The 19810-nt window shown below is 69.2% G+C and carries 17 protein-coding genes; 9 read left to right on the forward strand and 8 right to left on the reverse strand.

The window, feature by feature from the left end:
- Nucleotides 1–217 precede the first annotated feature (217 nt).
- From V5F48_RS14625 to V5F48_RS14640, 4 genes are all read right to left on the reverse strand, one after another.
- Nucleotides 218–2083: an amidohydrolase gene (locus tag V5F48_RS14625; RefSeq protein ID WP_394259307.1), complete on the reverse strand. Its 1866-nt coding sequence runs from the start codon at nucleotides 2081–2083 to the stop codon at nucleotides 218–220.
- 142 nt (nucleotides 2084–2225) lie between these two features.
- Nucleotides 2226–2507, reverse strand: a complete 282-nt coding sequence (locus V5F48_RS14630; protein ID WP_394259308.1) for a XapX domain-containing protein — start codon at nucleotides 2505–2507, stop codon at nucleotides 2226–2228.
- Between the two features lie 50 nt (nucleotides 2508–2557).
- A complete protein-coding gene (locus tag V5F48_RS14635; RefSeq protein ID WP_394259309.1) occupies nucleotides 2558–3544 on the reverse strand; it encodes an alpha/beta fold hydrolase in 987 nt (328 codons plus the stop codon).
- Between the two features lie 2 nt (nucleotides 3545–3546).
- Nucleotides 3547–4170, reverse strand: coding sequence for a hydrolase (locus V5F48_RS14640; RefSeq protein ID WP_394259405.1), 624 nt, complete (start codon nucleotides 4168–4170; stop codon nucleotides 3547–3549).
- Nucleotides 4171–4304: 134 nt separating this feature from the next.
- Between V5F48_RS14640 and V5F48_RS14645 the strand changes: the two genes are divergently transcribed.
- Complete coding sequence (locus V5F48_RS14645) at nucleotides 4305–4667, forward strand: winged helix-turn-helix transcriptional regulator (RefSeq protein ID WP_394259310.1); 363 nt, start codon at nucleotides 4305–4307, stop codon at nucleotides 4665–4667.
- Between the two features lie 115 nt (nucleotides 4668–4782).
- On the opposite strand, the gene V5F48_RS14650 is transcribed toward V5F48_RS14645, so the two are convergent.
- Nucleotides 4783–5691 (reverse strand): helix-turn-helix transcriptional regulator, encoded by a 909-nt coding sequence (locus V5F48_RS14650; protein WP_394259311.1) that lies wholly within the window; start codon nucleotides 5689–5691, stop codon nucleotides 4783–4785.
- A gap of 201 nt (nucleotides 5692–5892) precedes the next feature.
- On the opposite strand from V5F48_RS14650, the gene V5F48_RS14655 reads away from it, so the two are divergent.
- From V5F48_RS14655 to V5F48_RS14665, 3 genes are read left to right on the forward strand one after another with little or no spacing between them, the layout of a single operon-like run.
- Nucleotides 5893–6723 carry an FAD binding domain-containing protein gene (locus V5F48_RS14655; RefSeq protein WP_394259312.1) on the forward strand — a complete coding sequence of 277 codons (831 nt, stop codon included), beginning with the start codon at nucleotides 5893–5895 and terminating at the stop codon, nucleotides 6721–6723.
- Entirely contained in the window at nucleotides 6720–9455 is a 2736-nt protein-coding gene (locus V5F48_RS14660; RefSeq protein ID WP_394259313.1) for a molybdopterin-dependent oxidoreductase, read from the forward strand. Before V5F48_RS14655 ends, V5F48_RS14660 begins: the two co-directional genes overlap by 4 nt.
- On the forward strand, nucleotides 9452–10390 hold the full coding sequence (locus V5F48_RS14665) for an antibiotic biosynthesis monooxygenase (protein ID WP_394259314.1): 939 nt from the start codon (nucleotides 9452–9454) through the stop codon (nucleotides 10388–10390). Before V5F48_RS14660 ends, V5F48_RS14665 begins: the two co-directional genes overlap by 4 nt.
- Before the next feature lie 31 nt (nucleotides 10391–10421).
- Here V5F48_RS14665 and V5F48_RS14670 read toward each other — a convergent pair whose 3' ends face one another.
- The 3 genes from V5F48_RS14670 to V5F48_RS14680 are packed head-to-tail and all read right to left on the reverse strand — an operon-like array spanning nucleotide 10422 to nucleotide 14550.
- Nucleotides 10422–11309 carry a siderophore-interacting protein gene (locus V5F48_RS14670; RefSeq protein ID WP_394259315.1) on the reverse strand — a complete coding sequence of 296 codons (888 nt, stop codon included), beginning with the start codon at nucleotides 11307–11309 and terminating at the stop codon, nucleotides 10422–10424.
- Nucleotides 11306–12298, reverse strand: a complete 993-nt coding sequence (locus V5F48_RS14675) for an alpha/beta hydrolase (protein ID WP_394259316.1) — start codon at nucleotides 12296–12298, stop codon at nucleotides 11306–11308. Before V5F48_RS14675 ends, V5F48_RS14670 begins: the two co-directional genes overlap by 4 nt.
- Nucleotides 12298–14550, reverse strand: a complete 2253-nt coding sequence (locus V5F48_RS14680; protein ID WP_394259317.1) for a TonB-dependent siderophore receptor — start codon at nucleotides 14548–14550, stop codon at nucleotides 12298–12300. Before V5F48_RS14680 ends, V5F48_RS14675 begins: the two co-directional genes overlap by 1 nt.
- 236 nt (nucleotides 14551–14786) lie before the next feature.
- Here V5F48_RS14680 and V5F48_RS14685 point away from each other — a divergent pair, with 236 nt between their 5' ends.
- The 5 genes from V5F48_RS14685 to V5F48_RS14705 all read left to right on the forward strand — a co-directional run bounded on the left by V5F48_RS14685 (nucleotide 14787) and on the right by V5F48_RS14705 (nucleotide 19805).
- A complete protein-coding gene (locus tag V5F48_RS14685; protein WP_394259318.1) occupies nucleotides 14787–15854 on the forward strand; it encodes a helix-turn-helix transcriptional regulator in 1068 nt (355 codons plus the stop codon).
- A 95-nt stretch (nucleotides 15855–15949) separates the two neighbouring features.
- Nucleotides 15950–16960, forward strand: coding sequence for a siderophore ABC transporter substrate-binding protein (locus V5F48_RS14690; RefSeq protein ID WP_394259319.1), 1011 nt, complete (start codon nucleotides 15950–15952; stop codon nucleotides 16958–16960).
- 63 nt (nucleotides 16961–17023) lie between these two features.
- Entirely contained in the window at nucleotides 17024–17995 is a 972-nt protein-coding gene (locus V5F48_RS14695; RefSeq protein WP_394259406.1) for an ABC transporter permease, read from the forward strand.
- A gap of 80 nt (nucleotides 17996–18075) precedes the next feature.
- The gene (locus V5F48_RS14700; protein WP_394259320.1) at nucleotides 18076–19050 is read left to right on the forward strand and encodes an iron chelate uptake ABC transporter family permease subunit; all 975 of its coding nucleotides are present in this window, start codon (nucleotides 18076–18078) and stop codon (nucleotides 19048–19050) included.
- Nucleotides 19047–19805, forward strand: a complete 759-nt coding sequence (locus V5F48_RS14705; protein ID WP_394259321.1) for an iron ABC transporter ATP-binding protein — start codon at nucleotides 19047–19049, stop codon at nucleotides 19803–19805. Before V5F48_RS14700 ends, V5F48_RS14705 begins: the two co-directional genes overlap by 4 nt.
- Nucleotides 19806–19810: the final 5 nt, after the last annotated feature.

Consider the following 19810-nt stretch of genomic DNA (forward strand, 5'->3'; position numbering starts at 1 on the left):
CGGGCCGCTTCTGACCATCGTCGCCCTCCGACTTGACCGGAGGGGCCATCTCTCCGCGTCCCCGGCCCGGTGGCCGGGAATGGTGGGAACCCTCCCCCGCCCGAACTCGGCTGATGCCGAGTTCGGCCTACAAGAGCCGAAGCCGGAAACATCCGGCTTCGGTGCGGGAGAGGGGGCGGCGCTCTACTGCGGACGGAGGCACGATCGCCCCCCCCCATCAGAACGCCCAGCAGGCGCAGCCCAGCGCGCCCCAGAAGGAGCGTTCGTCGGCGGCCGGCACCTGCGCCGCCAGCGCGCCGGCGTGGGCGTGGCCGTGGACGCCGCAGGCGGTGGCGCAGCCGCACGCGGCGGCGAAGGCGTATTTGCGCGTCCCGGTTTCCGCCCGCTGCTGGTAGCCGCCGAAGGTGCGCACCGGCGACCAGTCGGGCATGGGCGGCGGCAGGTCCGGGGCGAGGGTCTTGAAATCGCCGTCGCCATGGACCGGGGTGCCGCCCAGGAGCGTGAGCACGCTGGTGATGTCCTGGATCTTGTCCTCGGATACGGAGAAATAATCGTCCGAGAGCACCGCGAGGTCGGCGAGTTGCCCCGCCTTCACCTGCCCCTTCTTGTCGGGCTCGGAGGAGAACCAGGTATTGGCCTCACTCCACAGCCGGAGCGCGCTCTCGCGGTCCAGCAGGTTGGACGGCGGGTAGAGGGCGAGGCCGCCCAACGTCTTGCCCGTCACTAGCCAGGACAGGGACACCCAGGGATTATAGGAGGCGACGCGGGTGGCATCGGTGCCGGCGCCCACCGGAATGCCGGCGTCCAGCATGCGGCGGATGGGCGGCGAGCGCTCGGCCTTGCCGGCGCCGTAGCGCTCGACGAAATACTCGCCCTGGAACGCCATGCGGTGCTGCACGGCGATGCCGCCCCCCAGCGCCGCGATGCGGTCGATGTTGCGGTCGGTGATGGTCTCGGCGTGGTCGAAGAACCAGTTCAGGCCCTTGAGCGGCACGTCCTTGTCCACCTTCTCGAACACGTCGAGGGCGCGGGAGATGGTCTCGTCATAGGTGGCATGCATCCGCCACGGCCAGCGGTTCTCGGCCAAAAGCCGGATGACGGGCTCGAGGTCGCCTTCCATGGTGGGCGGCATATCGGGCCGGGCCACCTGGAAGTCCTCGAAATCAGCGGCGGAATAGACCAGCATCTCGCCGGCGCCGTTGTTGCGGTAGAGGTCGTCGCCCTGGCCGGGCTTCACTTGGCTTGACCAGCCGGAGAAATCCGCCAGTTCCTGCTTCGGCTTCTGGGTGAAGAGGTTGTAGGCGATGCGCACGGTGAGTTGGCCGTCGCGGTGCAACGCCTCGATCACCGCATAGTCGTCCGGATAATTCTGGAAGCCGCCGCCGGCGTCGATGACGCTGGTGACGCCCAGCCGGTTCACCTCGCGCATGAAATGGCGGGTGGAGTTCTTCTGGTATTCCGCCGGCAGCTTCGGCCCCCTGGCCAGCGTCGAATAGAGGATGGTGGCGTTGGGCTGGGCCAGCAGCAGGCCGGTGGGATTGCCGGCCGCATCGCGCACGATCTCGCCGCCGGGCGGGTTGGGCGTGTCCTTCGAGTAGCCCACCACGCGCAGCGCCGCCGCATTGAGCAAGGCGCGGTCGTAGAGGTGGAGGATGAACACCGGCGTGTCAGGCGCGGCGGCGTTCAGTTCCTCCAGCGTGGGCAGACGCTTTTCGGCGAACTGGTGCTCGGTGAAGCCGCCCACCACCCGCACCCATTGGGGTGGCGGGGTCACCGCCACCTGCTTCCTGAGCATCTCCATGGCGTGGTCGAGGGAGCGCACCCCGTCCCAGCGCAGCTCCATATTGTAGTTCAGCCCGCCGCGGATGATGTGCATGTGGCTGTCGATGAGGCCGGGAATGACCCGCCGGCCGCCCACGTCGATGATCCTGGTGGTGGTTCCTGCGTGGCGCATGGCGTCGGAGGTCGCCCCCGCGAACAGGATGCGCCCGCCCTTCACCGCCACCGCCTCGGCCTGCGGGTTGGCGCGGTCGAGGGTGGTGACCTTGCCGTTGAAGAGGATGAGGTCGGCGGTCTGGCTCATGGTCTGCGCCTTCGCGTGGTGGGGACAAGGCCGGCGGCGGCGAAGAGCCCCGCAGCGGCGATGAACGGGCGGCGGTCGGGCTGCTTTTGGTCGGGCAGCCTTTGATCAGGCAGCTTTTGAGAAGGCATTGGGGCTCGTCCGCTCAGGACCCGGGAGGCAGGCCCTGCGGCGGCTCCGCTGATGCGCTCTGCCGGCCCGGCAACTGGCCGAGCACATGGTCGGAGCAGTCGGCGAGGCCGATGGCGGTGCGCAGGCTGTCGCCGGCGATCAGGTGGCGGGCCACCGGCACGATCTGCTCGCCGATGAGAATGCCCAGCAGCCCCACCAGCGCCACCACCGGCGGCGCCGGCGAGCGGACGTTGATGAGGCTGTAGACGATGCCGACCAGAAGGCCGGCGCCCAGCGAGGCGAGATAGAGCTTCATGCCGTGTGCGCCCAGGGTGGGACGGCGCCGGCGGGGCCGGCGCCGTTGGGTCAGGCCTTGATGAAGGCGAGGAGGTCCGGGTTGATCACCTCGGCATGGGTGGTGCACATGCCGTGGGGATAGCCCGCATAGACCTTCAGCGTGCCGTGCTTCAGCAGCTTCACCGAGAGCAGCGCCGAATCGGCGATGGGCACGATCTGGTCGTCGTCGCCATGCATCACCAGGGTGGGCACCTCGATGGCCTTCAGGTCGTCGGTGAAGTCGGTCTCGGAGAAGGCCTTGATGCCGTCATAGTGGGCCTTGGCGCCGCCCATCATGCCCTGCCGCCACCAGTTCCAGATCACCCCCTGCGACACCGTCGCGCCCGGGCGGTTGAAGCCGTAGAACGGGCCGGTGGGCACATCGAGGAAGAACTGGGCGCGGTTGGCGGCGAGCGCCGAGCGGAAGCCGTCGAACACCTCGATCGGCAGGCCGCCGGGATTGGCCGGCGTCTTCAGCATGATGGGCGGCACGGCGCCGATCAGCACCGCCTTGGCGACGCGGCCCTTGCCGTGCCTGGCCACATAATGGGCGACCTCGCCGCCGCCGGTGGAATGGCCGATATGCACCGCGTTCTTCAGGTCGAGATGTTCGAACACGGCGGCGGCGTCGGCTGCGTAATGGTCCATGTCGTGGCCGCTGCCCACCTGGGTGGAGCGGCCGTGGCCGCGCCGGTCGTGGGCGACGACGCGATAGCCCTTCTCGACGAAGAACATCATCTGGGCGTCCCAGTCGTCCGACGACAGCGGCCAGCCGTGGTGGAAGACGATGGGCTGGGCATCCTTCGGACCCCAGTCCTTGTAGAAGATCTCGACGCCGTCCTTGGTGGTGACGAAAGGCATGGCTGTGGTTCCTTTGGTCGTGGCAGAGGTGGCGGCAGCGGCGGGCAGGGGCAGGCCGAGGGCGGTTGCGAGCGCCGCGCCGGCGCCGAGTTCAAGCGCGGTGCGGCGCGTCAGGCCGCCGGCCGGGGCGCCGGCGGCCGATGGGGCGTGGTCCATGCTCAGTGGCCTTCCGAGGCGCCGAACATGGTCTTGGCGTAGATGATGCCGAGGCCGTAGGCGCCGCCGAACTTCTTGGCGATGCCGGTGGTCATGTCGTAGGTCCCGGTGCGGGCCCAGTCGCGCTGCAGCTCCAGAAGATATTGCAGCGACGTCATGGGCCGGGCGCCGGCCTGGATCATGCGCTGCATGGCGCGCTCGTGGGCCTCATCCGAGACATCGCCGCAGGCATCGGCGATGACATACACCTCGAACCCCTGCTCGATGGCCGACAGCGCCGGGCCGACGATGCACACGCCGGTCCACAGGCCCGACAGCACGATGCGGTTCTTGCCGATGGCATTGACCCTGGCGATGACGGCCTCATCCTCCCAGGTGTTCATGGAGGTGCGGTCGAGCAGCTTCTCGCCGGGAAATGCCTCGGTGATCTCGGCGAACATGGGGCCGGAGAAGCTCTTCTCCGCCACCGTGGTGAGGATGGTGGAGACGCCGAACCCGGCCGCCGCATGGGCGACGAGGGCGGCGTTGTTGCGCAGGTTCACGGCATCGATGGACTTGGTGGCGAACGACATCTGCGACTGGAAGTCGATCATGATCAGGGTGTGGTCGTTCGGGGACAACAACATCCCGCCGGGGGCAGCGACGGCATTTGACACGGGAAAATCTCCTGCTGTGATGGTGGGAACTGACGGGCGGACGGGAAGCTAGCGCCACATCGGCGCGGCGGCCATTAGTTACCTCCGAGATACTGGTTTCACTCATGGACGACGAAACAGAACGCAAGAAGATCGGCCTCGGGCGGTGTCAGGCCGAGCATTTTCTCAAGTTCATGGCCCAGGAATGGATGGGTCACGTCATTGCCGCGCTCGCGCGCAACGGGACGCTGCGGTTCGGCCAGTTGCGCCGGGCACTGCCCGGCGCCATCTCCGCGCGCGTCCTGTCCGCGCGGCTCAAGGATCTCGAAACAGCCGGCTATGTGACGCGCCGTGAACTCGAAGGCCGGGTCCGGCACGTGGAATATGCGTTGACCGAGAAAGGTCTTGCGGTGGATGCGGCGCTGGCTGGCTACGACCTCCGGCTGGTTTCGGAGGAACTATCGCCCCCAACCGGCGGCGCGTCTTGAAGGAAAGTCGGTGCCTTTGAACAATCGCACTGTCACCGGCCGGCCTGTCGTCAAGCGCGCCGGCAAACCTTGCGCGCCAGCCTGGTCCGGCGTCCGATCGGAGGGTGCGCCGATGTCAGCGGCCGCGCCGCCAGGCGCCGGGCGTCGATCCGGTGAGGCGGGCGAAGGTGCGTGTCATGTGGCTCTGGTCGGAAAAGCCGCATTGGATCGCCACCTCCGCCAGCGACAGGGCCGATCGCGTGAGCAGCGCGCGGGCCCGTTCCACGCGCCGGGCGAGCAGCCATTGATAGGGCGTCGCGCCGGTGGCCTGCCGGAAGGCGCGGATGAAATAGCTGCGCGATACATCGCAGGCGGAGGCGATATCACCAATCAGCACCGTGCTGTCCATGCCGGCCAGCAGAAGCTCCTGGGCGCGCCGCATCTGCAGGTCCGACAGGCCGCCGCCGCGCTCGGCGCGCACGGTGACGCCATGATAGCGGGAGACCAGGTGCGTCTGCATGGCGCACACCACTTGGTCCACAAACAGGGCGCTGGCGGTCGCCGCATGGGCGAGGGCCGGCAGCAGTGCGCGGCCGAGGTGGGCGAGTACCGTGTCCGTTTCGGCGGGCGGGGCGGAAAGCCCGCCTGCGAGGGGAACGCCGCTTTCCGCGCAGGTGCGGTGGAGCGCGGCCTGGGAGATCTCCAGCAGGAGAAATTCAAATCCGGTCTCGATATCGGCCCGGTAGTCGTCGGCAAACGGGCGGATGTAGCAACTATCCGCGGCGAAATCGTAGGAAACCGAGCGGGTGCCGGTGAAGATGCGGCGCCGGTGGCCACCGGTGAGGGACACTCCCACGAGCACGCCCCGGTGGCTTGGCGGTGTCTCCACCCGGTGCAGGGAGCTGCCGGCGTGGGACTTGCGGTAGATCACGAAACCGTGACCGGCCAGCTCCTGTCCTTCGCCGAGCGCCGCCAGTGCGCAGCCCAGGCTGTCCCGTCCGGCGGCTGTCCGACGTTCCGCTGCATTTGACTGAGCGCCATTCATGCCGGCATCTGACCTTTCCGCGCGCCCGAGGGCAAGGGTCACGCTGGCTTCTTGGGCCAACGTTTGGCCCAAGGGTACTGTGGCTTCATGGGTCACGCTGGCTTCATGGGCCAACGTGTGGCCCATGACATCCGCGCGCGATGTTCTGCGCGCGCGATTTTCTGTATGACCCATCCTGCGGCGGCCAAGGCGGTAAGACGAATGGATCTGAACACGGTGCGGCAGGTCAAGTCGCCCTCCAGCGTTGACGATATCGCCGATTGGCCGCAGGGCCACGCCTGGCTGTCGGGCGGCACCTGGCTGATGTCCGAGCCGCAGCCCGGCATCGACACGCTGGTGGACCTGTTCGGCCTGAACTGGCCGGCGCTGGTGGCGTCTGAGGCCGGGCTGGAGATCGCAGCCACCGCCACCATCGGCGCCCTCGCCGATTTCGCCGTCCCGCCGGAGTGGACCGCGGCGCCCTTGCTGCGCGCCTGCGCCCATGCGCTGCTCATGTCGTTCAAGGTGGCGGATGTGGCCACCGTGGGCGGCAATATCTGCATGTCGCTGCCGGCCGGCGCCATGGTCGCGCTCACCGTGGCGCTGGAGGCGACCTATGTGCTGTGGCCGCGCTCCGGCGCGCCGCGCACGGTGGCGGCGGCGGATTTCGTCACCGGCAACCATGCCAATGTGCTTCGGCCTGGCGAATTGCTGCGCGCCATCCATATTCCGGCCGCTGCCCTCGGGCGGCGCTTCGCCCTGCGCCGGGCGTCGCTGACCAGGCTCGGCCGCTCGGCGGCGCTCCTCATCGGCACCAGCGGCGCGGCGGGCGACCTCGTCCTGACCATCACCGCCGCGACGCCGCGTCCGGTGCAATTGCGCTTTGCGGCGATGCCGGGGGCGGATGCGCTTCAGGCCGCGCTCGCGGCGGCGATCCCGGCCGACGGCTGGTTCGACGACGTGAACGGCACGCCCGCCTACAAGCGCCATCTCACCACGCATTTCGCCGAAGAGATCCGGGCCGAACTTGCAGCATCCGGGGGAACGGCGTGACCTACAGCATCGATGGGCGGATCGTTTCCGCCGAGCCGCGCCCGGGCCAGTGCCTGCGCACCTTCCTGCGCGAGAGCGGCGCGCTGGGGGTGAAGAAGGGCTGCGACGCGGGGGATTGCGGCGCCTGCACCGTCTGGCTCGACGGGCGCCCCGTGCATTCCTGCCTCATGCCCGCCTTCCGGGCCAGGGGGCGACAGGTCACCACCGTGCAGGGCCTCGCGAGCGGCAATGACCTGCATCCGGTGCAGCAGGCTTTCGTGGAGGCGCAGGCGTTCCAGTGCGGCTTCTGCGCCGCCGGCATGATCATGACGGTGGCCGCCCTCGATGACGCCCAGCGCGCCGACCTGCCGCGCGCGCTGAAGGGCAATTTGTGCCGCTGCACCGGCTATCGCGCCATCGAAGACGCGGTCCACGGCATCGGCGCCACCGAGGCGGACGTGGCGGGTGAGGCCTGTGGCGCCAGCCTGCCCAATCCGTTCAGCGCCGGCATCGTCACCGGCCATGCCCGCTACACCATGGACGTGGACGCCGCCGATCCCGCGCTCCACGGCCTGCTGCACCTGAAGGTGCTGCGCTCGCCCCACGCCCATGCGCGCATCCGGCGCATCGACAAGGCGAAGGCGCTGGCCATTCCCGGCGTGGTGGCGGTGTTCACCCATGAGGACGTGCCGAAGAAGCTCTACAGCACCGCCACACACGAGGACCATCTGGTCGATCCCGACGACACGCTGATCCTCGACGAGGTGGCCCGCTTCGTCGGCCAGCGCATCGCCGCCGTGGTGGCGGACACCGAGGGCGCGGCCGAGGCCGGCTGCCGGGCGCTGGAGGTGGATTACGAAATCCTGCCCGCCGTGTTCGATCCGGTCCTGGCCATGGCGCAGGGCGCGCCCCTGCTGCATCCCGGCAATGACGGCATCGGCGGTGCGGCGCGGGGCAACATCTTCCTCGCCATCAAGGGCGAGGTGGGCAGCGTCGCTGAAGGTTTCGCGGCCGCGTCCGTGGTCCATGAGGAGACCTATTCCACCTCCCGCGTGCAGCACGCGCACCTGGAAACCCACGGCTCCATCGCCTGGCGGGATGGCGACGGGCGCATCCATGTGCGCACCTCCACCCAGGCGCCGTTCATCACCCACAGGAAGCTCTGCTACCTGTTCGGCATCTTCCCCCACGACCTGCATGTGTTCACCGAGCGGGTGGGCGGCGGCTTCGGCGGCAAGCAGGAGATGCTCACCGAGGATCTGTGCGTGTTCGCCACGCTCAAGCTCGGCCGCCCGGTGAAGTGGGAGTTCACCCGGCCGGAGGAGTTTCTGGGCGCCACCACGCGCCACCAGATGACCACGCGGGTGAAGATCGGCGCCACGGCGGATGGCACGCTGACCGCGCTGGAGGTGCATGTGGTGTCCAACACCGGCGCCTATGGCGGCCATGGCGGGGAGACGCTGGCGGCGGCGCTGGGCAGCCCGCTCGCCGCCTATCGCTGCCCGGCCAAGAAGGCCGAGGGCCACGCGGTCTATACCAATGTGATCCCCGGCGGCGGCTTTCGCGGCTACGGCGCCTCGCAGACCTCGTTCGCCATCGAATGCGCGCTGGATGACCTCGCCGCAAAGCTCGGCATCGACCCCTTCGCCATCCGCCGCCGCAACATGATCCGGCCGGACGACGTGATCCAGTCGGTCTGGGCCGAGCCGAGCGACGTGGCCTTCGGCAGCTACGGGCTGGACCAGTGCCTCGACCTCGTGGAAGCGGAACTGGCCAGCGGCAGGGGCGAGCAGGCGCCCGAGGGCGACTGGGCGGAGGGCACCGGCGTGGCGCTGGCGGTGCTGGAAGCCGGCCCGCCCACCGAGCATCGCTCCGGCGGCGAGATGCGGCTGTTGGCGGACGGCACCTATCACCTCGCGGTGGGCTCCACCGAAATGGGCAACGGCTCGGTCACTGCCCATCGCCAGATCGCGGCGCAGGTGCTGGGCACGCGGGCGGAAGCCATCGCCATCATCAATGCCGATACCGACCTTGCCCCCTACGACACCGGCACCTTCGCCAGCACCGGCACGGTGGTGGCGGGGCAGGCGGTGGAACTGACGGCGCGGGCGCTGGCGGCCGAGATCCTCGCCTATGCGGCGCGCCGCACCAACACCGCACCGGAGGACTGGCGGCTTGCGGGCGACGCGGTGGAAAGCGCCACGGTGCGCCTCCCGCTCGCGGAGCTTTACCGGCTGGGCGCCGCCGAGGGCCATCGCCTGGAGGCGCGGCGCAAGGCCTATCTCTCGCCGCGCACCATCGGCTTCAACGTGCAGGGGGTGCGGCTCGCGGTGCATCGCGTGACCGGTGAGATCCGCATCCTCCACAGCGTGCATGCGGCGGACATCGGCCGCCTCATCAACCCGCTGCAATGCCGGGGGCAGATCGAGGGCGCGGTGGCCATGGGGCTGGGCTGGGCGCTCACCGAGCACATGGTGCATGACGCGCAGGGCAATGTGGTGAACGCGGCGCTGCGCAATTATCACATCCCCGCCTTCGCCGACACGCCGCGCACCACGGTTCTGTTCGCCGACACCCACGACACCATCGGCCCGCTGGGCGCCAAGGCGCAGGGCGAATGCGCCATCAACGCGGTGGCGCCGGCGGTGGCGAACGCGCTCGCCAACGCCACCGGCGTGCGCTTCGCCCACCTGCCCTTCACCCCCGACCGCATCTTCGACCGGCTCGGCGGACCTGTGAGCAGACCGTTATGAGCGAGGCGCCGGAAGGCTCGGTCACCATCGTCACCCAGACGCGGGTGCTGAAGGGCCACGATCACGCCTTCGCCGACTGGCAGGAGGCGACGAAGCGCGTCATCACCGGCTTTCCCGGCTTCATCGAGCAATCGGTGGCGCCCCCCGCGCCGCCGGCGCAGGTGGATTGGGTGATCCTCCAGCGCTTCGCCAGTACGCAGGATGCGGTGGGCTGGCTGAAATCGCCGGAGCGGCTGGCGCGCATCTCCGGCGTGCAGCACATGCTGGCGGGGCGGGACGATGTCCATCTGGTGCGCGATGGCGCGGCAGGTGTGCTGCCCTCGCCGGTGTCCGTGGTCATCTCCACCCGGCTGAAGCTGGGGCAGGAGGCGGCCTATCGCGCCTGGGAACAGCGTATGACGGCGCTGCAGAGCCGCGCCCCCGGCTTCGAGGGCTACCGGCTGGAGGCGCCCATTCCCGGCGTGCAGGAGGACTTCCTGGCAATCCTGCGCTTCGACACCCAGGAGCACCTGGAAACGTGGCTCGGCTCGCCGCAGCGCGCGGCCATGCTGGAGGAGGCGCGGGCCTTCATCGACGAGTTCCATACCCGCACCGTGCGCACCGGCTTCGAGCAGTGGTTCTCCGCGCCCAAGGGCAAGCCGCCGGCGCCGTGGAAGCAGAACATGTTGGTTCTGCTCATGCTCTATCCGGTGGTGTTCCTGTTCGGCCAACTGGTGCAGATCCCGCTGCTGATCGACCGGGCGGGACTGCCGTTCGCGGTGGCGCTGTTCATCGGCAACGGCGCCAGCGTGCTGATGCTCGCCCGTCTCGTGCCATGGGCCAGCCGCCGCTTCAGCTGGTGGGTGCAATCACCGGCGCCGCGCAACAATGCGCTGGGCGTCGGCGTCATCCTCGCCCTCTATGCCGCAATGATCGCCGCCTTCGTGCGGTTCTGAGGCTCGGCGGTTCTGGACCCGGCGGCGCGGATCAGCCGGCCGGCTGATCGTCATCGCGGTCATCGCGGTCGTGGCGGTCGGCGGCGTCGTAATCGGGCTCGCTGACGCCGCGCTTCCAGTAGCCGATGGCCACCACCGCGGTGCGCTCCAGCCCTCGCTCACGGACAAGGTGCGCCCGCGCCGCCCGCACCGCGGCGGATTCCGCCGCGATCCAGGCCGAGACGGCGAGGCCATCCGGCACCGCGAGCGCGCGGACCGCATCGGCGAGGAGCGTGGTGGTCCCGGCCGGGGCGCCGTGGCGATACAGCCAGGTCAGGCCCACGCCGGCGGGCCTGTCGAGGGAGAGGACGTCGGCTTCGTCCTCCACCTCCAGCAAGGCCGCGCCCCGCGCGTGGGGCGGCAGCCCTTCCAGGATGGCGGCGATGGAGGGCAGGCCGCAATGGTCGCCGGCGAGGATGTGGAAATCCGCCGGCGGCAGGGTGCGCCCGCCCGGCCCGCCGACCCCCACCACATCGCCCGGCCGGGCGCGCGCGGCAAAGCGCGCGGCGGGGCCATGGCCGCCATGACAGGCGAAGTCCACCGCCACTTCCCCGCGCAGGGGATCGAACCGCCGCACCGAGAAGGTGCGCACCGCCGGCCTCAGGTCGTCGGCCGGCCAGATGGCGCGCCCGTCGGCCCCGGCGAGGGGCCATTCGGGGTGCCGCACCCCTTCGGGCGGGATCAGCAGCTTGATGTTGGGGCCGGCGCCGAAGCCTTCGATCTCGGCGCCACCCAGTATGATCCGGCGCAGGCGCGGCGTGATCTGCTCGGTCCGCAGCACTTCCAGCACGCGGATGCCGCGATAGCGCGCGGCGCGCGGTTCGGCCGTCATCAGCGCGCCGATCCCGGCGGTCACCTCTGCGCGTGTTTCGACGCTCATGGGCGGGCCTCCGCGGGCTGCGGCGCGAGGAACGTCTCCAGCCCCAGCAGCAGCGCGTGGGGCGCGGCCGAGGCATGGGTCTGGCCGGGGAAGATGGTGAGGGTCACGTCCACCGGCGCGCCGGGCAGGGCCTTAAGCCGCGCGGCGAGGTCGCGGGCGCCGTCCACCATGCGGCGCTCGGCTTGCTTGCGGGCCGTGGCCTGCGCCTTCTCGCCGGCGCGCAGGAGGGGATGCAACTCCTGCTCATAGGCGCCCACGGTGAGGACGAGGCGCTTGCGCGTCTTCGGCGGATGGCCGGCGAGGTGGCGGGCAAAGGCCGCCTCCTCCTGCGCGATGGCGCCGTTCGCCCACCACAGGGAGGGGCTCGCGGCCCCATAGGTGGAGAAGGCCTCCGGCCGCGTGAACAGCACATGCAGCGTGAACAGGCCGCCGAAGGAATGCCCCATCAGCGCCTGCCGCGCCGGGTTCACCTTGAAGGACGCGGCGATGGCGGGCTTCAGCTCGTCCTCGATGAAGGCGAGGAAGGCGTCCGCCCCGCCGGTGCCCTCGGGGGTGAGATAGGTCCACGATCCCTTCTCGGGCGTGGCGGGCGCCATGGTGAGGTCCTTGGCCCGCCGCGGCATGTTGATGGGCGCGTCGCCGGGATAGCCGATGGCCACCAGCACCGCCGGATCCATGATCCCGCCCTCAGCGAGGGTGCCGCCGCGGGCGATGTCGGCGAGGGTGCCCATGACCGAATTGCCATCCAGCACATAGGCCACCGGATAGCCCTCCGGCGGCGGCGGCGCCTTCGGCACCGCGATGAAGATGCGGTAGGCCAGCCCGCCTTTGGAGACGATGGCCCGCTCCTCTAGCCCCGGCAGGGTCACCGGCTCGGCCGCGGCGGGCCGGGGAGCGGCGAGGGAGAGGGCGCAGAGGCCGAGGCTGGCGGCCGCCGCCAGATGGACGGCGCCCAGACGAGCGGCTTTGGCGAGGGTCAAGATCATCATCAGTAGCTCGCGCTCACCTTCAGCCAGTAGCCGCGCGGCTCGCCGTAGAAATTGAACACGGAGGTGGAGCCGACGCGGGTGTAATAGACCTCGTCGAAGATGTTGGTGGCGGTGAAGGTCGCCTTCCAGTTGTCGTTGAACTTGTAGCCCACCTGGCCGTCCACGGTGGTGTAGCCGTCCTCGGTCAGGGTCACGCCGCCGGACTTGGTGTAGAAGCTGGAGAGGATCTTGAAGCCGCCGGCCACATGCCAGCCCTTCAGCAGGGGGTCCTGGAACTCGTACTTGGTCCACAGGTTGTAATTGTGCTTCGGCGTATAAGTGCTGAAGCCCGCCGTCAGCTGCGCCGTGGTGGCGGTGAGGTATTCGGTTTCCGAGTAGGTATAGCCGGCGTAGATTTCCCAGCCCGGCGCCAGCTTACCGCTGACTTCCATTTCAAAGCCCGAGACCTGGACCTCGCCGGACGCCACGTAGACATTGGCGGTGTTGGTGGCGAGGGCGCGGTTGTTGTCGCGGATCAGGAACATGGCGGCGGAGGCATTGAGCGCGCCGTCGAGGAAGGAGCCCTTGATGCCGCCCTCGTACTGGTAGCCCTGCCGCGGCGCCAGTACGTCGCCGGCCGCGTCCAGCTCGGTCTGCGGGGTGAAGGTGGACGTATAGCTGCCGTAGAAGGAGACGTCCTTCGTCAGGTCGATGACGAAGCCCGCATAGGGCAGCACCTCGTTGTCGATGTCGACCGAGCTGCTGGTGGCGGTGACCTTGCCGGTGCTGACATTGGCGGTGGTCACGTCGGACGTGGAATCGTACCAGGACAGGCGCCCGCCAAGGATGATGTGGACCTGATCCAGCGGGTTGATGCGGGCCTGCGTGTAGAGGCCATACTGGTTGGGATCGGTGACGCTCTCGCGGTTGTAGATGGTGGTCGGCTCGGCCACCGCCCACGGGTTGAAGGCATAGATGTTGTAGGTGCCGGGCAGGGAGGTGGAGGTGGGCGTCCACTGGGTCTGGTCCACCGCGCGGAAGTCGGCGCCCACCGTGAAATTGTGCTCCTGCCCGAAGGCGGAGAACGGGGTGGAGACATGGGCGTCGCCGGAGAGCGAGGTCTCCTCCACCTTTGCCGCCGTGTATTGCATGGTGAAGTTGCCCAGCTTGCCCGGCGCGGTGCTCACCGCCGAGGCGCCATAGGCATATTTGTAGTCGATGTTCCGGTCGGAATAGCGCAGGGAGGCCTTGGCCTCGCCGCCGTTGGCGAGGTCGTGCTTCACCTCCGCCAGATAGTCGGTGGTCTCGTTGTGGAAGCGGTTCCACAGCCCGCCCACGAAGGTGGAGCGCGGCACGTCCAGCAGTTGGCCCACGCCGCCGCCCAGATTGATGGCGGGCAGGCCGTTGAAGGGCAGCATGTCGCGTTCCTGGTGCCAGGCATAGAGCGACAGGGTGGTGTTCTCGGTGATGTCGAAGGCGAGGGTGCCGTAGCCGACCCAGACCTGGTTCTCGTTGTAGTCGACGAACGAGTTGCGGTCCTGGTAGGCGCCGCCGATGCGGGCGCGCACCGTGCCCTTCTCGTTGAGCTTGCCGCCGGCATCCACCTCCGCGCGCATGAAGTCCCACGAGCCGTAGCTCAGGTCGGAATTGAGGAAATACTTGTCGGTGGCCGGCTTCAGCGTGCCGTTGATGATGCCGCCCGGTCCCGCATTGTTGCCGCCTGCGCCGCCGTAGAACAGGCCGGCGGGGCCCTTCAGCACATCGAGGCGGTCGAAGATGAAGAGGTCCGGCTGGGTGCCGAGGATCGAGGAGAGCGGCGCCGGCAGGCCGTTGACCAAAAGGGTGTCGATTTCGAACCCGCGCGAGAAGATGGAGGAGCGGCCCTGGTCGTTGGCGAGGACAACGATGCCGGTGGTGCGCCGCATGGCGTCTTCCAGCTGGGTGAAGTTCTGGTCGTCCATGCGCTGGCGGGTGACGGTGGAGATGGATTGCGGGATCTCGCGCACCGGCGTCGGGCTGCCCACCCCGATGGTGGTTTCGGAGGCGGTGTAGGTGTCCTTGCCCTCGGTGAGGATGGCGCTGTCCTGGGTGCCCTCCACGTTCACCGTGTCGAGGCTGACCTCCGCCGTCTGCGCTGCGGCGTTGCTCGCCAGAAGCACCGGCGCCAAAAGCGCTGAGGCCAGAAACAGGGGGCCAACGAGGGCAGCACCCGCCCGGCATGAAGGCTGCGCTGCGGAAGTCGGCGTCTTCGCCGAAAGTCGAAATCGCCTCATAACACTCCCCGTCTCATAACCTGAGCAATCAACGCTGTACCGTTCGAGGGGGAGTTTTACGGTTTTCGCCGATATGTTCTTTTGCTGGACGTTGCAATTCGTTTGTCTCGTCGTCAAAAATATGGAACTGATCGAACTCAATCAAATGGCTGCACCCTTCTCTTTTGAATAAGAATAAATACATGGTGCCGCAAAGCAGTTGACAGCGGATGGCCCGGGAAGTCCTTCTTGGCGCCATGACCGAAACCCGCCCGCACCTTCGTCGTGCCTTCCCGACGCCCGCGCCGACGGTGCGCGGCGTGGCGGCCGAAGGCGCCGTGTCCGGCGAGGCTGCCGGTCATCTGGTGCGCTGCGCGGACATCGCCGCCCTGTCTCATCTGGCCGGCACCGAATTCGCCGTCACGTCGCCCCGCGCCATCACGGACGGGGCCGTGCTGCGCGGGCGCTACCTGATGACCTCGCTGCGCAGCGGAGCGGTGCTTCACGCCACCGATGCGCGGGACCTGCACGACCTCACCAGCCAGGTGATGCACACGCAGGGCGTCACCCTCAGCCTGTTCCTGGAAGGCCATGCCAATGTCCAGCTGGGCGGCCGTCCGTTCCGCTTCGGCCCGGCCCGGCCCGGCGAGGCGGAGGCGGCCTTGCTGGTGCGCGCCGAGCCCGACCTCTTCGTCCGCAAGGGGCAGCGCGGGCAGCGCGTGCGCAAGGTGAACGTCACCATCCCCGCCGACTGGCTGGAGCAGGCGCAGTTCGAGCAGATGGACCGCGCGGGCGCGGTGCGGCGGGTCAGCGGCGAGCATCTCTCCAGCCTGCGCTGGCGACCCTCTCCGCGGCTCCTCGCCATGGCCGAGCAGGTGCTGGCCGTGCCGCCCTACGGGGCGTTCCTGCGCGACCTTTATGTGGAAAGCCGCGTCATGGAGATGCTGTTCGAGGCGTTCAGCGCGGTGGGCGATGCCGGCCCGCCGCCGGAGCGCCCCCGGCCGCGCCTGAAGCAGCGCATGTGGCAGGTGCAGGAGTATCTGGAAGTCCACCTCTGCGACAGCCTGACCCTGGATGCGGTAGCGCAGGAGGCGGGCATGAGCGTCACCAGCCTGCAGCGCGCCTTCCGCGCCACCTTCGGCACCACCGTGTTCGATTATGTCCGCGGCCGCCGGCTGGAGCGCGCCCGCGACGCGCTGCTCGCCGAGGGGATCAGCGTGACCGAGGCCGCCATCATCGCCGGCTACACCTCCGCCGCCAATTTCTCCACCGCCTTCAAGCGTGCCTTCGGCATGCCGCCCAAGGCGGTGAGGTCGGTGAGATGAGGGCAGTGACCCTGAGGCCGGCCGGTTCCTCTATTCAACGGTTGAAGACCCGATTTCATCTTCGCGAAAGCGGTAGTTTTATTTGCGAGAGCGTGATGGACGCCGTCATGGATGCCTTCGGAACGTGTGGAGCCGCCCGTGTTTCCACGTCGCGACACACGCCCCCGCAGACGGGCCGGCAGGGACTGACGCGCCGTGCCGCCCTCGGCCTCGGCCTGGCCGCCCTCATCCCCGGCGCCACCCGTCCGGCCTTCGCCGACATGGTGGTGGAGGATGCGCGGGGACAGGCCAGGGTGCCCGAGCGCCCGCGCACCACGCTGGTGTTCGACATCGCAGCCCTCGACACGCTGGATGCGCTGGGCGTGGCGGTGGCCGGCGTGCCGGGCTCCAACCTGCCGGACTATCTGGGCAGGTATCGCGACCGCCGCTATCTCAAGATCGGCACCCTGTTCGAGCCGGACTACGAGGCGGTGAACGCCGCCGCGCCGGACCTCATCATCGTGGGTCCCCGCTCGGCGGCGAAATATGCCGATCTCGCGAAGCTGGCGCCCACCCTCGACCTCACCGTTCCCGCCGACCGCTTCGTCGCCGGCACCAGGGCCCATGTGGCGCTGCTGGGCCGCATCTTCGACCGCCAGCCGCAGGCCGACGCCCTGCTGGCGCGCATGGATGCCGCCATCGCCCGGGTGAAGGGGCTGGCGCCGAAGGCCGGCAGGGTGCTGATGGTCATGGTCAATGGCGGCAAGCTCACCGCCTTCGGCGCCGGCTCGCGCTATGGCTGGATCTATGACGATCTCGGCTTCACCCCCGCCGCGGCGAGCGACACCACCACCGCCCATGGCGAGGTCATCTCGTTTGAATATATCCTGAAGACCGATCCGGACTGGCTGTTCGTGCTCGATCGCGACGCGGCGGTGGGGCGTGGCGGGGCGGCCGCCCGCGCGGTGCTGGACAACGAACTGGTCGCCGCCACCCGCGCCGCGAAGGCCGGGCGGGTCCTCGATCTCGATGCGGTGCGCTGGTACATCGTCGGCAGCGGCGGGGCCGCGCTCGCCACCATCACCGAGGAACTGGCGCAGGCCCTCGACGCCCGATCGGGCAAATAGACCGTGGGAACCCAGCAATCGTCCCCCGGCTCCGCCTCGGGGCTGGCGTCGCCGAGACGGGAGCTGGCGCGGCTCGGCCTCGCCCTGGCGGGGCTTGTCGCGCTGGCGGTGCTGAGCGTGCTGGTGGGGGTGGGCGACATGGGCCTTGCGGCCCTCGTGTCCGGGTCTGCCGGCGACGGCGCCGGGCACGCGGCCCTGCTGCTGGTCGCGAGCCGGGTGCCGCGCACGCTGGCGCTGTTGTTCGCCGGCCTCTCCATGGGCGTATGCGCGGCGCTGATGCAGATGCTGTTCCGCAACCGCTTCGTGGAGCCCACCACCGCCGGCACCGCCGAGGCGGCGAGCCTGGGCCTGCTCTGCGCCACCCTTCTGGCCCCCGGCCTGCCGCTCTTGGGCAAGATGCTGGTGGCCGCCGCCTTCGCTTTGGCCGGCACGGTCCTGTTCCTGCGGATCGTGGACCGCATCGCCTTTCGCGGCGCGGTGGTGGTGCCCCTCGTCGGGCTCATGCTCGGGGGCGTGATTAATGCGCTGACCACCTTCATCGCCTATCGCACCGACCTGCTGCAATCGCTCGCCGCCTGGACCACGGGGGATTTCTCCGGCGTGGTGCGCGGGCGCTACGAGCTGATGTGGCTGTGCGTGGTGCTCGCCGTCATCGCCTATGCGGCGGCGGACCGCTTCACCGTGGCCGGTCTCGGCGACACCTTCGCGCGCAATCTGGGGCTCGATTATCGCCGCATCGTGGCCCTGGGCCTTGCCATCGTCGCGCTGGCGACGGCGGCCGCCATCGCCACGGCGGGGACGGTGCCGTTCCTCGGCCTGCTCGTCGCCAACGGGGTGGGGCTGGTCATGGGCGACAATCTGCGCCGGACCCTGCCGTGGATCGCCGTGTCCGGCGCCGCCTTCCTCCTTGCCTGCGACATCCTCGGCCGCCTCGTCCGCTATCCCTACGAGATCCCGGTGGGCACGGTGGCGGGCGTGGCGGGCAGCGCGGTGTTCCTCTATCTGCTGCTCGGGCGGCGCCTGCGCCTTGGCTGACGCGCGAACCATAATGCCATCGGCCTCGGTCTTCGACCGATGCCAGGTGGGGACGCTCAAGCGCCGCGCGGGCTTGACCCATGGCCTATGAGCCAAGCTCACGGGCCAGGGATATCAGGGCGCGGCGCGTGCTCGTCCTGCTGGCGCTGGCGACGCTGGTCGCCATGGCCCTGTTCATGACCGTGGGGGCGCGGGGCAACTGGGGCTTCGTCCTGTCCCTGCGCGGCGGCAAGCTGGCGGGCCTGGTGCTGGTGGGCGTGGCGGTGGCCGTCGCCACCGTGCTGTTCCAGACCCTCACAGAGAACCGCATCCTCACCCCCGCCGTGATGGGCTTCGACGCGCTCTATGTGGCGTTGCAGACCGGGCTGGTGTTCGTGCTCGGCGGGCAGGCGGCGGCGCTCGATCCGCGCCTGCGCTTCATCGGCGAGGCGCTGCTGCTCGCGGTGGTGGTGCTCGGCCTTTTCCGCGTGCTGTTCGACGGGCGGCGCGGCTTCCACCTCGTGGTGCTGGCCGGGCTGGTGTTCGGCATCCTGTGCCGGGGGCTCGCCAACCTCATCCAGCGCATCCTCGATCCCAACGCCTTCTCGGTGCTGCAATCGCTGATGTTCACCCGCTTCAACGTGATGGACACCAGCCTCTTGCCGGTGGCGGGCGTGGCGATCCTCGCCGCCGGGGTGCTGGCCTGGCGCCTCGCGCCCACCCTCGACGTGCTGGCGCTGGGACGCGATACGGCGGTCAATCTCGGGGTGGACCACAAGCGCATGGTCACCCTGCTGATCCTCGTCATCGCCGTGCTGGTCTCGGTCTCCACGGCTCTGGTGGGGCCGGTGCTGTTCTTCGGCCTTTTGGTGTCGAACCTTGCCTATCTCGCCCTCGGCACCGACCGCCATCGCTACACCCTGCCGGGCGCGGCGCTGATTGCCGTGGCGTGCCTTTCCGGCGGCCAGACCGTGCTGGAGCGCGGGCTCGGCTATGACGGGGCGCTGAGCGTGGTGATCGAGTTCACCGGCGGCATCGTCTTCATCCTGCTGCTTCTGAGAGGCACCCGGCCGTGATCGAGATCGCCCATGTGTCGAAATCCTATGGCGCCAGCCGCGTCCTCGACGATGTCAGCCTGAGCCTGCCGGCGGGCGGCCTCACCGCCGTCATCGGCCCCAATGGCGCGGGCAAGTCCACGCTCCTGTCCATCGTGGCGCGGCTCATGGCGCCGGACCGCGGCAGCGTGCATGTGGACGGGCTCGACGTGTTCGCGACCCCCGGCGCGGTGCTGGCCAAGCGCATGGCCATGCTGCGGCAGGCCAACCAGATCACGCCGCGCCTCACCGTGGGCGAACTGGTGGCGTTCGGGCGCTTTCCCTATTCCCACGGGCGCCTGACGCGCGAGGACGGGGAGAAGATCGCCGAGGCCATCGCCTATGTGGACCTTCAGGGGCTCGCCGATCGCCTGCTGGACGAATTGTCCGGCGGCCAGCGCCAGCGCGCCTTCATCGCCATGGTGCTGGCGCAGGACCCGGCCTGCCTGCTGCTCGACGAGCCGCTCAACAATCTCGACATGAAGCACGCCGCCGCCACCATGCGCCTCTTGCGCCGCGCTGCCGACGAGCTGGGCAAGACCGTGGTGGTGGTGATCCACGACATCAACTTCGCCTCCTGCCACGCCGACCGCATCGTCGCCATGAAGGGCGGCCGGCTGCTGCTCTCCGGCGCGCCGGACGAGGTGATGCGCGAGGATGTGCTCCGCGCCATCTACGACATGGAGGTGGCGGTGCACGAGGTGAACGGCGTGCGCCTCGGCGCCTATTATCGCTGACGCGG

The organism is Xanthobacter autotrophicus ATCC 700552, from assembly GCF_043194565.1.
GTDB lineage: Bacteria > Pseudomonadota > Alphaproteobacteria > Rhizobiales > Xanthobacteraceae > Xanthobacter > Xanthobacter autotrophicus_F.

What these genes read in the sequence shown, in the direction of transcription:
- V5F48_RS14625 (WP_394259307.1), bottom strand. Translation starts at nt 2,083, where the DNA reads ATGAGCCAGACCGCCGACCTCATCCTCTTCAACGGCAAGGTCACCACC.
- V5F48_RS14630 (WP_394259308.1), bottom strand. Translation starts at nt 2,507, where the DNA reads ATGAAGCTCTATCTCGCCTCGCTGGGCGCCGGCCTTCTGGTCGGCATC.
- V5F48_RS14635 (WP_394259309.1), bottom strand. Translation starts at nt 3,544, where the DNA reads ATGGACCACGCCCCATCGGCCGCCGGCGCCCCGGCCGGCGGCCTGACG.
- V5F48_RS14640 (WP_394259405.1), bottom strand. Translation starts at nt 4,170, where the DNA reads ATGTTGTTGTCCCCGAACGACCACACCCTGATCATGATCGACTTCCAG.
- V5F48_RS14645 (WP_394259310.1), top strand. Translation starts at nt 4,305, where the DNA reads ATGGACGACGAAACAGAACGCAAGAAGATCGGCCTCGGGCGGTGTCAG.
- V5F48_RS14650 (WP_394259311.1), bottom strand. Translation starts at nt 5,691, where the DNA reads ATGAATGGCGCTCAGTCAAATGCAGCGGAACGTCGGACAGCCGCCGGA.
- V5F48_RS14655 (WP_394259312.1), top strand. Translation starts at nt 5,893, where the DNA reads ATGGATCTGAACACGGTGCGGCAGGTCAAGTCGCCCTCCAGCGTTGAC.
- V5F48_RS14665 (WP_394259314.1), top strand. Translation starts at nt 9,452, where the DNA reads ATGAGCGAGGCGCCGGAAGGCTCGGTCACCATCGTCACCCAGACGCGG.
- V5F48_RS14670 (WP_394259315.1), bottom strand. Translation starts at nt 11,309, where the DNA reads ATGAGCGTCGAAACACGCGCAGAGGTGACCGCCGGGATCGGCGCGCTG.
- V5F48_RS14675 (WP_394259316.1), bottom strand. Translation starts at nt 12,298, where the DNA reads ATGATGATCTTGACCCTCGCCAAAGCCGCTCGTCTGGGCGCCGTCCAT.
- V5F48_RS14680 (WP_394259317.1), bottom strand. Translation starts at nt 14,550, where the DNA reads ATGAGGCGATTTCGACTTTCGGCGAAGACGCCGACTTCCGCAGCGCAG.
- V5F48_RS14685 (WP_394259318.1), top strand. Translation starts at nt 14,787, where the DNA reads ATGACCGAAACCCGCCCGCACCTTCGTCGTGCCTTCCCGACGCCCGCG.
- V5F48_RS14690 (WP_394259319.1), top strand. Translation starts at nt 15,950, where the DNA reads ATGGACGCCGTCATGGATGCCTTCGGAACGTGTGGAGCCGCCCGTGTT.
- V5F48_RS14700 (WP_394259320.1), top strand. Translation starts at nt 18,076, where the DNA reads ATGGCCTATGAGCCAAGCTCACGGGCCAGGGATATCAGGGCGCGGCGC.